13 protein-coding genes and 1 riboswitch are annotated in these 13,124 nt (G+C 40.2%); of the genes, 8 read left to right on the top strand and 5 right to left on the bottom strand.

Annotation, left to right across the window (positions count from 1 at the left end):
* Positions 1-176: 176 nt before the first annotated feature.
* Both ACXAEO_RS14465 and ACXAEO_RS14460 read left to right on the top strand, forming a co-directional pair.
* The gene (locus ACXAEO_RS14465) at positions 177-833 is read left to right on the top strand and encodes a GntR family transcriptional regulator (RefSeq protein WP_474884175.1); all 657 of its coding nucleotides are present in this window, start codon (positions 177-179) and stop codon (positions 831-833) included.
* A gap of 13 nt (positions 834-846) precedes the next feature.
* Entirely contained in the window at positions 847-1,815 is a 969-nt protein-coding gene (locus ACXAEO_RS14460) for a DMT family transporter (RefSeq protein ID WP_474882248.1), read from the top strand.
* 65 nt (positions 1,816-1,880) lie between these two features.
* On the opposite strand, the gene ACXAEO_RS14455 is transcribed toward ACXAEO_RS14460, so the two are convergent.
* On the bottom strand, positions 1,881-2,033 hold the full coding sequence (locus ACXAEO_RS14455; protein ID WP_474882246.1) for a hypothetical protein: 153 nt from the start codon (positions 2,031-2,033) through the stop codon (positions 1,881-1,883).
* A gap of 18 nt (positions 2,034-2,051) precedes the next feature.
* Positions 2,052-2,210, bottom strand: coding sequence for a hypothetical protein (locus ACXAEO_RS14450; protein WP_474882243.1), 159 nt, complete (start codon positions 2,208-2,210; stop codon positions 2,052-2,054).
* Positions 2,211-2,501: 291 nt separating this feature from the next.
* On the opposite strand from ACXAEO_RS14450, the gene ACXAEO_RS14445 reads away from it, so the two are divergent.
* The 5 genes from ACXAEO_RS14445 to ACXAEO_RS14425 all read left to right on the top strand — a co-directional run bounded on the left by ACXAEO_RS14445 (position 2,502) and on the right by ACXAEO_RS14425 (position 8,004).
* A complete protein-coding gene (locus ACXAEO_RS14445; protein ID WP_474882241.1) occupies positions 2,502-2,648 on the top strand; it encodes a hypothetical protein in 147 nt (48 codons plus the stop codon).
* 279 nt (positions 2,649-2,927) lie between these two features.
* Positions 2,928-3,899 carry an ABC transporter ATP-binding protein gene (locus tag ACXAEO_RS14440; RefSeq protein WP_474882239.1) on the top strand — a complete coding sequence of 324 codons (972 nt, stop codon included), beginning with the start codon at positions 2,928-2,930 and terminating at the stop codon, positions 3,897-3,899.
* Positions 3,869-5,374: an ABC transporter permease/substrate-binding protein gene (locus ACXAEO_RS14435; RefSeq protein WP_474882237.1), complete on the top strand. Its 1,506-nt coding sequence runs from the start codon at positions 3,869-3,871 to the stop codon at positions 5,372-5,374. The genes ACXAEO_RS14440 and ACXAEO_RS14435 overlap by 31 nt, the downstream gene beginning before the upstream one ends.
* Positions 5,375-5,488: 114 nt before the next feature.
* Positions 5,489-5,604, top strand: a riboswitch (SAM riboswitch).
* A gap of 89 nt (positions 5,605-5,693) precedes the next feature.
* Entirely contained in the window at positions 5,694-6,842 is a 1,149-nt protein-coding gene (locus ACXAEO_RS14430; RefSeq protein ID WP_474882235.1) for a trans-sulfuration enzyme family protein, read from the top strand.
* Positions 6,826-8,004 carry a trans-sulfuration enzyme family protein gene (locus ACXAEO_RS14425; protein WP_474882233.1) on the top strand — a complete coding sequence of 393 codons (1,179 nt, stop codon included), beginning with the start codon at positions 6,826-6,828 and terminating at the stop codon, positions 8,002-8,004. The genes ACXAEO_RS14430 and ACXAEO_RS14425 overlap by 17 nt, the downstream gene beginning before the upstream one ends.
* Before the next feature lie 158 nt (positions 8,005-8,162).
* Here ACXAEO_RS14425 and ACXAEO_RS14420 read toward each other — a convergent pair whose 3' ends face one another.
* The 3 genes from ACXAEO_RS14420 to putP all read right to left on the bottom strand — a co-directional run bounded on the left by ACXAEO_RS14420 (position 8,163) and on the right by putP (position 11,047).
* Positions 8,163-8,471 (bottom strand): hypothetical protein, encoded by a 309-nt coding sequence (locus ACXAEO_RS14420; protein ID WP_474882230.1) that lies wholly within the window; start codon positions 8,469-8,471, stop codon positions 8,163-8,165.
* Between the two features lie 58 nt (positions 8,472-8,529).
* A complete protein-coding gene (locus tag ACXAEO_RS14415; protein ID WP_474882228.1) occupies positions 8,530-9,219 on the bottom strand; it encodes an SIMPL domain-containing protein in 690 nt (229 codons plus the stop codon).
* A gap of 343 nt (positions 9,220-9,562) precedes the next feature.
* Positions 9,563-11,047, bottom strand: coding sequence for a sodium/proline symporter PutP (gene putP / locus ACXAEO_RS14410; protein ID WP_474882226.1), 1,485 nt, complete (start codon positions 11,045-11,047; stop codon positions 9,563-9,565).
* A gap of 710 nt (positions 11,048-11,757) precedes the next feature.
* On the opposite strand from putP, the gene ACXAEO_RS14405 reads away from it, so the two are divergent.
* Entirely contained in the window at positions 11,758-13,050 is a 1,293-nt protein-coding gene (locus ACXAEO_RS14405) for an ABC transporter substrate-binding protein (RefSeq protein ID WP_474882222.1), read from the top strand.
* Positions 13,051-13,124 lie beyond the last annotated feature (74 nt).

Genomic DNA, 13,124 nt, shown 5'->3' with positions numbered 1-13,124 from the left:
TTCTACACGTCTCCATAAATGGTTATAATTTCATACTACTTTATTTTATAGATGTATTGGTAAATTTTCTACAAGAAGATTAGTAAATAATTGAACGTTCTTCTTTCGAATAAAACATAGTTTATAAACAGATGAATGTTCTTGAAGAATAATCCAATATGCGATATATTGGTTTTATGGATAAAAATACAATTAAACCAATTAAACGTTCCTCTTTTCGGGATGAAGTGTACCAAACTTTGAAAAAAGCAATTGTCATACTGGAACTTGAACCGGGTCAACGTTTAAATGATAAAGACTTAGCCGAAAGCTTCGGAATTAGTCGAACGCCCGTGAGAGAAGCACTTAAACGGCTGGAAGACGAAGGACTTGTTCAATCGATTCCTGGTTCTGCTACTCGAGTTGCACCTTTAGATGCGGAGGAGTCGCAGCATTCATTTCCAGTTGCTGCGGTTTTACACGCGCTCGCTACCCGAACAGGCGCCTCATCTTTAACAGAGGAAGATTTCGTAAAATTAGAACAAGCTAATAACAGGTTAGAACAAGCGCTCAAACAGGAGGATATTAGGAGCGCCATTAAAGCAGATGAAGCCTTTCATGATGTTTTTCTAAAAGCGGCAAGGAACCCTGAGATTGTGATGGCCTTGGAAAGGATCACACCTAAAATTCAACGTTTGGAAATGTATCAATTTGCTTCTCTAACAGCTGTTCAATCTGTCGAACAGCATAAGCAAATTATTCATTGGTGTAAAAAGGGGGACTATGAAGGGGCAGCTCGCCTTGTAGAAGAAAACTGGATGAGTCTTGGTCAGCTTCTCATAAAAAATTTGTAATGAGGTGAGAATATTGCGCCCGCTTATGTTAGGAATTGGTTCGGCTCTCTTTTTTTCTGTTACATTTGTCTTAAACAGAGCGATGGAATTATCAGGTGGAAGCTGGATATGGAGTGCCTCACTCAGATATTTTTTCATGATTCCGTTTCTTTTGGTAATTGTGCAGCTTCGAAGAAATTTCCGTGTGCTTTTACAAGTTATGAAGGAAAATCCGTGGTATTGGGCATTATGGAGCTTTGTTGGCTTCGTGTTATTTTATGCGCCATTATGTTTTGCAGCAGCTTACTCGCCAGGGTGGCTCATTGCGGGAACGTGGCAGATTACAATCATTTCCGGTTCACTGCTTGCTCCTCTATTTTATGAAACCATTCAAACGGCAAAAGGTGTACAAAAAATACGAGGAAAAATTCCATTCGCAGGTCTTGGGATGTCCGTCATCATATTATTAGGTGTTATGTTTATGCAAATAGATCAAGCTCAGTATTTGTCATCAAAGGAGCTGTGGTTCGGCATCATACCAATTGTGCTTGCTTCTTTTGCTTATCCGTTAGGGAATCGAAAAATGATGGAGCTTTGTTCCGATCGTTTAGATGCGTATCAGCGTGTGTTAGGCATGACGCTCGCTAGTCTTCCCGTTTGGATCTTGCTTTCTATATACGGCATATCCACACATGGACTGCCGAGTACGGGGCAGACGGTACAATCGGGTTTCGTTGCTTTATGTTCAGGAGTGATTGCTACTGTTCTTTTCTTTAAAGCAACAGATATGGTAAGAGGAGATATGCGCAAATTAGCATCTGTGGAAGCGACTCAATCAATGGAAGTTCTGTTCACGTTTATGGGGGAGTTCCTCTTTTTATCAGCCCTCATGCCAACACCGCTATCTTGGTTTGGAATTGCTCTTCTACTGATTGGAATGGTTGGACATAGTCATGTTTCAAAGGTAAAACCTCTTCCAAAAGTAGAAAAGATGAGTGTGTGAAAATGAGCCGAGGCTTCATTAAAGAAGCCTCGCAGTTAAGAACTTTACGATATAAAGGAGGTCATTTAAAGGGATTGATTGTCCTTTTGAAGGACCTCCTGTTTTTGTTTAGCTCCCAGTAATGCTAATACTTGATTGTAGCTAAGACCTGATTGAGCATTCAAGCGCTTCACATCTTCTACGTTTGTGTCGCTTTTTAGCACAGATAAAGGTGTCAAAGAGAATATCTCCTTCGTTCACTTGAAATATTGATTAAATTTTCCATCGCGTTTATGAGTATAGTAAGGATTTTCTTCTTTCGGGTCTTTTGGATCCAAATTTGTTTTAATAACAAGGGAAGGAGAAGTTGATGGCTCTGCATAAAGGCGTTTTTTATTCGTATATTGATTGGTCATAATTGCTTCACCTCCTATTGTTAACATGGATTGATTTGATTCGCATTATGTAAGCGAAACAACACTTCCATTCTCTCCCTTTGTTGCTAGAAGTAAGAGCGGTACATCACGTATATTTTTAATAAATTGATAAAAAATATAAAGGTGTACATGAAAGGGGTGCTTCATATGTCAAAAAAGCCGAATAAACCTCAAAAGACCAATATGGAATTTGGAAAAGAATTCACAGGTAAACCGACAAAAGGTGAAGTCGGAAATACACAGAAGAAAAAATAAGGAGGGCAGATTGCTATGACCAATCGTAACGACAATCGTGAGCGTAAAAATAAGTATCCAAACAATAAACAGCAGACGGAATTTGCGAAAGAGTATTCCATCAGCAAAGATTCAACCCCTGAAGAAAACCCGAAATATGGCAGTAAATCACATAAAAATTAAAGAGAGTAGCTGCATATCACCCTGCTAAATCGCCGTGAAGAACAGGTTTATCCTGTGTTCTATTCAGGCGATTTTTTTGTAAGTAAAGAAAAAGTCATTCAATTGCCCGTTTTATAAACGCAATGTGAAGACATTAGGAATATTTTTTATTTTGATACTAAAGCGAAAGCTTAGGCATACGGATAAGAGGGCAGATTTGTTAAAGCAAATGTTTAGACAAAAACGTAGAGGGGAAGGTATCTTTGTTAATAGTCATGCAAAAAGGAGTGTGAGGAAAGTTTGATTCATTTTCAGCAAGTCTCAAAAACATACGAAGGCGGGACAAAAGCAGTAGACAACATGGATTTACATATTCAACCTGGTGAGTTTTTTGTGCTCATTGGACCAAGCGGTTGTGGAAAGACGACAACTTTAAAATTAATAAATCGCTTAAACGACACGACAGAAGGGGACATATGGATCGATGGCAAACATATTCGTGAATATAACATTCATGAGCTTCGATGGAATATTGGCTACGTGTTACAGCAAATTGCCTTATTCCCCCATATGACGGTAGAAGAAAACATTGCCGTCGTTCCTGAATTGAAAAGGTGGAGCAAAGAACAGAAACAGTCGCGTGTTCAAGAATTGTTAGAGTTGGTGAATATGCCGGCAGAAACATTTAGAAAGAAAAAGCCTTCTGAGCTGTCTGGAGGACAGCAACAGCGTATTGGAGTAGCGCGTGCTTTAGCCGCAGACCCACCCATCATTTTAATGGACGAACCATTTAGCGCTCTTGACCCGATAAGCCGGGAACAGCTGCAGCGAGATATTTTAGCATTGAAAAAGCGCATTAATAAAACCATCGTGTTTGTGACCCATGATATGGATGAAGCGCTCGCGTTAGGAGATCGTATTTGTTTAATGAAAGATGGGAAAATTGAACAAATTGGTACACCTGAAGAGTTTCTTCATGAACCGGCGAACGACTTCGTTCGATCTTTTATTGGAAATCGAAAAAACCTGTGGGAAACAAAATTAAAGCAGGTACCCGTTCAAACAATGACCGAAGACGTACAAGTGTTTTTAAATATGGATGATACATTAAAGGATGCGATGAAGCTGTTCGAACAATATTCTGTCATCGGAATTAAAGACGGAGAACAGGTGATTGGCGGTCTAACAAGTCAGAGTGCTCTTCGATTTCTCTATGAACAGGACGGAAGGGGGAGCGATGTATGTTCTTGGCAGACAGAAGTTCACAATTAATTCGCTCGTTAATTGAACATATTCAAATCTCTGCCGTGGCACTTATTATTTCGGTGCTTATTGCAGTCCCAATGGGGATTTATTTGACGAGAAAGAAAAACTCGGCAGAAGCTGTAATCGGCGCATCTGCCGTCATGCAAACGATCCCATCTCTTGCTTTACTTGGATTATTGATCCCCCTTGTCGGAATTGGTAAACTCCCAGCAATTATTGCGCTCGTTTTATATGCTCTTCTACCAATTCTTCGAAATACATATACAGGAATTCAAGAGGTCAATCCGTCGTTAAAAGAAGCGGCTCAGGCGATGGGAATGACCCCGATGAAACAGTTGCGGAAAGTCGAGCTTCCATTGGCGTTGCCGGTTATTATGGCAGGAATTCGTATTTCAATGGTGTTAATCGTTGGAACAACGACATTAGCCGCTTTAATTGGAGCGGGAGGCCTTGGAAGTTTAATTTTACTTGGGATTGACCGGAACGACCATCGTCTCGTATTGCTCGGAGCTATTCCTGCGGCACTTTTGGCAATTTTATTTGATATGCTCCTGCGTGGCATTGAACATTCGACAAAAGAGAAGTCCTTTAAAAAGGCAGGGGTGTATGTAACAGTATTAGTATTGTTATTCATTATGCCGTTTGCTGCGGCCCGTGAGACAAAGCCTGATTTGGTGATTGCAGGGAAGCTAGGGGCAGAACCGGAAATTTTAATTAATATGTATCAACAGCTTATTGAAGAAGAGACAGACTTAAAAGTCGAATTGAAGCCTGGATTTGGAAAAACGTCGTTTGTCTTTAACGCATTGGAGAGCGGAGAAATAGATATTTATCCCGAATTTACGGGAACCGCTATTACGACATTTCTAAAGGAAACAACTAGCAGTACAGATCGATTAGCTGTATACGAACAGGCGAGAGACGGCATGTTGGAACAATTCGACATGGTTTATTTGCAACCGATGAATTTCAACAATACGTATGCGTTAGCTGTGCCTCGTTCATTTGCTGAGCAATACGACATCACGACCATTTCTGACTTGCAAAAAGCGAAAAATGCAGTGAAACCAGGCTTTACGCTCGAGTTTTCAGATAGGGAAGATGGCTATAAGGGCATGCAAAAGATTTATAACTTAACCTTCCCGAACATTAAAACGATGGAGCCGAAGCTTCGTTATCAAGCTATCGAAAGCGGAGATATTAATTTAGTGGATGCGTATTCCACTGACTCGGAATTAAAAAAATATGATTTAAAAGTGTTAGAAGATGATCAACATATGTTCCCGCCCTATCAAGGAGCGCCTCTGTTACGCAAAGAGACGTTGGAAAAGTATCCAGAATTAAAAGATGTTCTTGAAAAACTTTCCGGCATCATCACAGATGACGAAATGAGAGAAATGAACTATCGAGTTAACATTGAAGGAGAGCTCGCAAAAGACGTAGCGGCAGATTTTTTAATCAACAGTGGCTTAATTCAGTAAGAAAATGACAGATCATCCTTCTTGATAATTGTGATTTTTCTAAAAATTATATTGACAAAAGTTGTAATTGTGATTAAATTTAAAGAACAAGAAATAAACTTCATATTCGTATCACTCTTATCCAGAGAGGCGGAGGGACTGGCCCTGTGACGCCCGGCAACCATCAAATCAACGCGATTGACTTGAACGGTGCTAATTCCTGTAGAACAAACGGTTCTAGCAGATGAGAGTTTTCGTTATCGCTATGATTGAAACGAACACTCTTCTTTTTCTAGAAGAGTGTTTTTTTATTGAATTTGAAAGATAAGGAGAGAAATGCATGCATATTGAAACATTGTTAGTTCGATCGGGAGTAGGGAGAGACCCGGCGACAGGCTCTATTACTACTCCCATCTATCAAGCAGCCACTTTCCAGCATCCGCGTCTTGGCGAAAGTACAGGATATGATTATTCCCGAACAGCGAATCCGACAAGAACAGCGTTGGAAGAGGCGATTGCAGCATTAGAAAACGGGGAGGAAGGGTTTGCTTTCGCTTCTGGCATGGCTGGTGTTGCAGCTGTCTTATCATTCTTTCAAAACGGAGATCATTTACTTGCATCAGAGGACTTATATGGCGGGACATATCGGATTTTAAGTGATGTTTTAGAGCCGTCCGGCATACAAGTAAGCTATGTAAATACAAGTAATCTTCAAGCCGTCAAGGAAGCAATTCGACCGAATACGAAAGCATTGTTTATCGAAACACCAACAAATCCGCTCATGCAAGTAACAGATATCGCTGCCGCCGCCGATATTGCGAAAGCACATGGACTATGGACCATTGTTGACAACACATTCATGTCCCCATATTGTCAGCGTCCGATTGAACTGGGGGCAGATATCGTTGTACATAGCGGCAGTAAATATATTGGAGGCCATAATGATGTTATTGCTGGGTTGGTCGTGACTCGATGTAGCGACATTGGAGAAAAAATTCGTTTTTATCAAAATGCAATCGGCGCCATTTTAGGTCCTCAAGATAGCTGGCTTTTGCTCCGTGGTGTAAAAACGTTGGCACTCAGAATGGAGAAGCAGGCAGAAAATGCCCTGAAAATTGCGCAATGGCTTGAGCAACAAACAGATGTCATTGAGAAAGTCTATTATCCAGGACTTGAAACACATCCCGGCTATGCTGTTATGAAAAAACAAGCGTCCGGTTTTGGCGGTATGCTTTCTTTTTCCGTTCGTGAAGAGAAGCTTGTCCCGTATTTACTTGAACATCTAAAATTGATTACATTTGCAGAAAGCTTAGGAGGAGTAGAAAGTTTAATTACATTTCCAGCTCGGCAAACGCATGCCGATATTCCGGAAGATATCCGCAATGCGATCGGTGTAACAAACTGCTTACTTCGTTTGTCTGTCGGAATTGAGCATGCAGATGATTTGATAGACGATTTAAAGGAGGTATTTGATGCATACAGAAAATGAGACTCGTTTACAGTTTGGGACGAAATTGATTCATGCGAAAACAAATATTGGCACGCATTACGGTGCAGTAAATGTTCCGATTTACCAAGTATCTACATTCCATCAAGATGTGGACGGAGCAAACCGATATGATTATTCACGTTCAGGCAACCCGACGCGTGAAGCGCTTGAACAAACGATCGCACAATTAGAAGGAGGAGAAGCAGGATTCGCCTTCTCATCCGGAATGGCTGCCATTGCTTCTGTGCTCTGTCTGTTTAAAAGTGGAGATGAAATTATTGTTTCTCATGATAGCTATGGAGGAACATACCGTGTGCTTACACAGCTTTTTTCGAAATTTGGTATTCATACGTCCTTTGTGGATACAACGGATACGAATGAAATTGAAAAAGCCATTACACCTAACACAAAAGCATTATATATTGAAAGCCCGTCCAACCCGTTTTTAAATGTGACAGATCTTCAAAAATCTTCTGCTATTGCAAAAGAACATGAACTTTTAACAATTGTTGATAACACGTTTATGACGCCATATTTACAACAGCCAATTGCATTAGGGGCTGATATTGTCATCCATAGTGCAACTAAATACATTGGCGGTCATAGTGATGTCGTGGCAGGTGTTGTGGTCACTGCGTCAGAACAGCTTGGGAAAGAAGTGAAATTTGTTCAAAATGCATTTGGCGCGGTGTTAGGACCGCAAGATAGCTGGCTTTTACTTCGAGGCATAAAAACTTTAAAAGTAAGATTAGAGCAACAGCAACAAACAGCTGATAAACTGGCGCGCTGGTTGAGTGCCCATCCACTTGTCGAGAAGGTGTACTATCCTGGTTTAGAAACTCATCCACATCATGAATTGTCTAAACGTCAAGCATCTGGCTTCGGCGCCATTATTTCCTTTACAGTTAAAGATGAAGAAGCAGCTCACCATTTCTTAAAAACAGTTTCGCTCCCGTCAGTCGGTGTCAGCTTAGGCGGGGTAGAATCTATTCTGACCCACCCAGCTACAATGTCCCATGCGAGCATTCCAAAAGAAACACGTGAGCAGCGAGGGATCACCGGCTCACTCATTCGGCTGTCAGTAGGGTTAGAAGAAGCAGAGGATTTGCAGACAGACTTCGCTCAAGCGCTAGAAAGCAGCCTGATTTCTCCTAAACGTTAATGGCAACTGGAAGCTAATGTTTCTAGAAAAATTTATCTCTTTTACTTAATGACTTCTTGAATAATCATTCAAAAGTTCACGTAAGCGGCTGGTGCCAACCCTGAAAGGATTGGCACCAGCCGCTTATGGTTAGAAAGTTTATCCTGACTGTATCTTCGTCAGGACGAACTTTCTAAATCAATATCGTTATAAATAGAATGATAGAAGGAGACAAGCTCTTCTTTTGTTTTTTCCTCTAAATCTCCGTTTTGAATTCTCTCTACCGCCCATTGAAGTTTAACGTCTGGAGACTGGCGGACACGCGGATGTGTCATTTCATCAAGCAAGTCTTTTTTGATTACTTCATATAAAATCCCTTTTTCATCGTTATTGGCTGTTTCACCTTCTTTAAACTCAAGGGAACGGTTAACCCATAACTGACGATAAGCGTTTAAGAGCTGAACATAATCGATTTTTTGATTCGTCAAGTCTACTCCTCCTTTTCCTTCACTCACTATATCAAATAGAAGGAAAAGGATTCAAACTTTACGTGTAGGAAAAGACTGCTTTTATTTTGGCAGTGATAACTTCCTCGCCTGTTTGAATAGGCGGGGAAGTCGATGCTCCTAAGACGGCTGTTTTCGTGTTAAACGAACTTTCATAAATTGGTGCTACTGTCTCTTCAAGTACTTCAATCGGGGTGTCTTGAAGAGACACTTTTAAAGAGCGGGCGATTGTATAAGCCTTTTCTTTCGCATTTTGAACAGCCGCTTTTAGTGCTTCTTGATAATAAAGATCGGCATTTTGAAGCTGAAATTGTAAATTGCGGGCAACATTTGCTCCATTGGCGACAGCCGTTGCGTATACTTCTCCCGCCTGTTTTACATCTTGAACTGTAATGTTGAATAAATGCTGAACTTCATAGCCAGTTAATGTAGATTTTCCGTCACTATAGTCATATTTAGGATAAATTGTAAAAGAGGAGGTTTCAATTTGCTGATCGCTCAAACCAAGCTGACGAAGTGCGTTAATCAACTGAGAGGCAGCCGCAGAATTTTCTTTCAAGGCTTGCTGTACATTTGGTTTTTCGGTTGTAATGCCAATCGTCATGGATACTGTATCCGGCACAGCCTTTATAACACCTTGCCCGTAGACGGTAATCGTCTGTTCGTCAGAGTGGGAATAGGAAGCAGCTGCAGGGTGGGTAGGGTTATATGGAAGAAAAGGTGGGTTCATGAAAAACTCTCCTTTCTATATAAATCGACTTAGGAAATTCGACATGAACAAAGAACGGCCATGCCGAAATTTCTAGGCTTTTGAGGGAAAACTCAAGTAGTCTGGATGAACGTTTATGATGCATCTCGATTGAATAAAGAATAAAGGTGTGCCGAATTATGAAAGTGAATCTATATAGTAATGAACTTGTAAGCAAATGCACATAATTTAAATGACAGATTGTGTGTTCAGTAAAAGATATGTAACGAAAATTCATTTATGCTAGGCAATTGTTCGAAGAATGCAAGGGTGAAATGAAGAAAGCGTCATATCTCAAACGAGAATGACGCTTTTCTTCATTATATTATGGTGTCTTCGTTTCCACTACAATGGTTTCTTCCATTTCTTCAAATGTATTCTGCACGGTTTCGGATGGCTCTTTAGTGAATAAACTCACAATGATAACCGCTACTAAACTGAAGAAAAAGCCTGGAATCATTTCATACATCAGGTTTTTTAAAAATGGAATGTTAACCCACACAAGAACAGTTGCGGCGCCAATGATAATCCCGGCAAGAGCCCCCCACTTTGTCATACGTTTCCAGTATAGGCTCAATAAAATAACTGGACCAAAAGCCGATCCGAATCCTGCCCATGCATATCCAACAAGAGATAAAATGGTATCATTTGGATTATAAGAAAGAATAATACCAATCGCCGCGACCACTAAGACGGCTAAACGGCCAACTAGCACCAATTCTTTATCGGTGGCCTTGCGACGGAAGAAAGCTTTATAAAAATCTTCTGTCACAGCACTAGATGTTACGAGAAGTTGAGAGGAAATCGTACTCATAATCGCAGCAAGAATGGCCGCTAATAAAAAGCCTGTAATATAAGGGTGAAACAAAATGTCGGAAAAGACGATGAAGACCGTTTCGGGATCCGCAAGTTCTGTGTTGTTCACGGAATAAAAGGCAATGCCCACAAGTCCTGTCAACATCGCACCAATAATCGAAATGGTCATCCAACTAATCCCGATGCGGCGAGCAACTTTCAATTCTTTAATAGAAGAAATCGCCATAAAGCGGACGATAATATGAGGTTGTCCAAAATACCCTAGTCCCCACGCTAAAAAAGAGAGGATACCTAACAATGAAGTTCCTTTAAAAAAGTCTAGCAGAGAAGGATCGATCCGTTGCACCTCATCTAAAGCAGGCTGTACACCCCCGATATGTGTAAAGGCAACAGCCGGTACTAAAATGAGCGCGATGAACATAATAACACCTTGGACAAAGTCGGTTAAACTGACCGCTAAAAAACCTCCAAATAACGTGTAGGCTACGACTACTCCAGCTGTCACAAAAAGTCCTAGCTTATAATCTAAATTGAATGAGGTTTCAAATAAGCGTCCACCTGATACGAGGCCCGCTGAAGTATATAATGTAAAGAAGATGATAATAACAATCGCTGAAACGAAACGAAGTGTTTTCGAGCGGTCTTTAAAACGATTTTCCAAAAAATCCGGAATAGTGATGGAGTCGTTTGCTACTTCTGTATACGTACGAAGTCTTGGGGCAAGAATTAAGTAGTTCAGATAAGCACCAATCAGTAAACCAATGGCAATCCATAAGCTGGACAGTCCAGTCGCATACATGGCACCAGGAAGCCCCATCAACATCCATCCACTCATATCGGATGCGCCTGCTGATAATGCAGTCACAGCAGGGCCAAGACCTCTTCCGCCTAACATATAATCGTTCAAATCGGATGTTTGTTTAAATGAATATACACCAATTAACAGCATCCCTATTAAATAAATACCTAAAGAAATGAAAATTTCTAGTTGCACCAAATCGCTCCTTGTTTCTTTTAATCACATTTTATTCAACTGTTCGAACAGCTTACGTTTATTTACGTTAACAATAAATACCCCTTGTTTCAAGTGATCTAAACCTGTTGGTATTCAAAGGTTTTCCGCTATATACCCCATGACAACAAACAAGAAAGCGTTACCAAAAAATATATAAAGTAAAAATTTTCTGAAAATAAATTTGCAATAGTTTACTTAAAGAGAACCGTTTTATAGAAAAAATAAAACGGAATGACAGTAAGAATCCCTATGCTTATGAAAAAAAGAAAGAAAAGGTAAATTTCAGATGGTTCTGCTCTGTTTTTACTAAAATTTTAGTTAAAGTATGATAAACGCTTTAACTTTCTTATATCATTGCGAATATCCATCCATTTCATCATTCGACATACTTCATGAAGTCTATTAATCATTTAATCATTTAATCCTTTAGATGAAAGCGTGTTATGCTTAGAGAATCCTTTAATACGAAGCTGTATTCATTCAGTCTAGCTATCGAAAATTGAAGATAACGGTCACGTATTTTATCAAAATAAATTTTTAAAGAAATTTATTTTGGTATATTGACAGAATGATAATTTTTTACTAAAATTTTTACTGTAAGGTGTAAGCGTTTTCTGGTAGAGATTTCACTTCTAGAGGGAAAAGAAGGCGATTACAACTATGCTACATATAAAGGGGAGGTATATCCATTGAAAAAGATTGGGAAAATTTTAGTTACCGCTATTGCGACGACAATGATGCTGGCAGCTTGCAGCGGTAAAGGTGATTCTGATTCAGCTAGTACAGATGGAAAAGTAACGTTAACAGCATGGGCGTGGAATGTAAACGTCGGTGCTTTAGATGAAGCAGCTAAAGAGTTTCAAAAAGACAATCCAAATATTGAATTAAAAGTAGAAGATATTGGACGGCTAGATGTTTACGATAAACTTTCAACAGGATTAGCAGCTGGCGGTGTGGGCTTGCCAGATATCGTCCTGGTGGAAGATGATCGTATACACGGTTATGTAGAAGCGTTTCCGAAAGGGTTTGTGAACCTGTCTGATAAAGGGTTCGATCAACATAACGAACAATTTCCTCAATTTAAAAAAGATTTAACGTCTGTTGAAGGTAAATTTTACGCAATGCCTTTTGATGCAGGTCCAACAGGGATGTTCTACCGCACAGATTTATTTGAGCAAGCAGGTGTAAAAGCAGAAGACATCCAAACATGGGATGATTTCTTTGCAGCAGGACAAAAGATTAAAGAAGCGACAGGTGCATTCGCAATGCCGCTTGATATGTTCAAAGACGATCCGACCTTCCGCATGATGTTGAACCAACAAGGTGTGTACTATTTTGACCAAGATGGAAACATTGACTTGACGAATCCGAAAGCGATTCAAGCGATGGAAACATTAAAGAAATTTGGCGATGCGGATTTAATTAAAGACGTTGATGGCTGGAATGGAATTGTTTCTGCTACAGTCGATGGATCTGTTGCTACCATCCCATTCGGCGCATGGTATTACGGTACAATTATTGACCAAGCAAAAGATACAAGTGGCAAATGGGGCGTATTCCCGCTTCCTGCGTTTGAAGAGGGCGGCAATCGTGCAGCCAACTTAGGTGGAAGCTCTTGGATGATTCCTGCTTCTTCTAAGCATACAGATGATGCGTATAAATTTTTAGAGTATTTCTCAACAAATGAAGATGCACAATTAATGGCAATGGAAAAATACGGATTATTCCCATCTTTAAACACTGTATATGATTCTGAAGTATTCACAGCTGGTGTAGAATTCTTTGGCGGTCAAAATATTTGGGAGTTATTTGCTGGAGAAATGAAAGATGTTCCGACAGTCAACTTTACGGATGATTATTCGTTAGCGTTGGATGAAGCAATTAAAGCACAAGCGGACGTGTTTAACGGAAAAGCACCGGAAAAGGCGTTAACAGAAGCAGCAGAACGTTTGAAAGACCGTTCTCAACGTGATATGAACTAATGAAATGAGCTCCAAGTCCATGCATGAAAAGGGGACATGGACTTGGCAGCTTGATAACAGTCTCCGGTCAAGCG

It is taken from the genome of Bacillus sp. ABA4_010 (genome assembly GCF_056159105.1).
The sequence above is the reverse complement of the archived record's forward strand: the minus strand, read 5'-3'. Positions and strand labels throughout refer to the sequence as shown.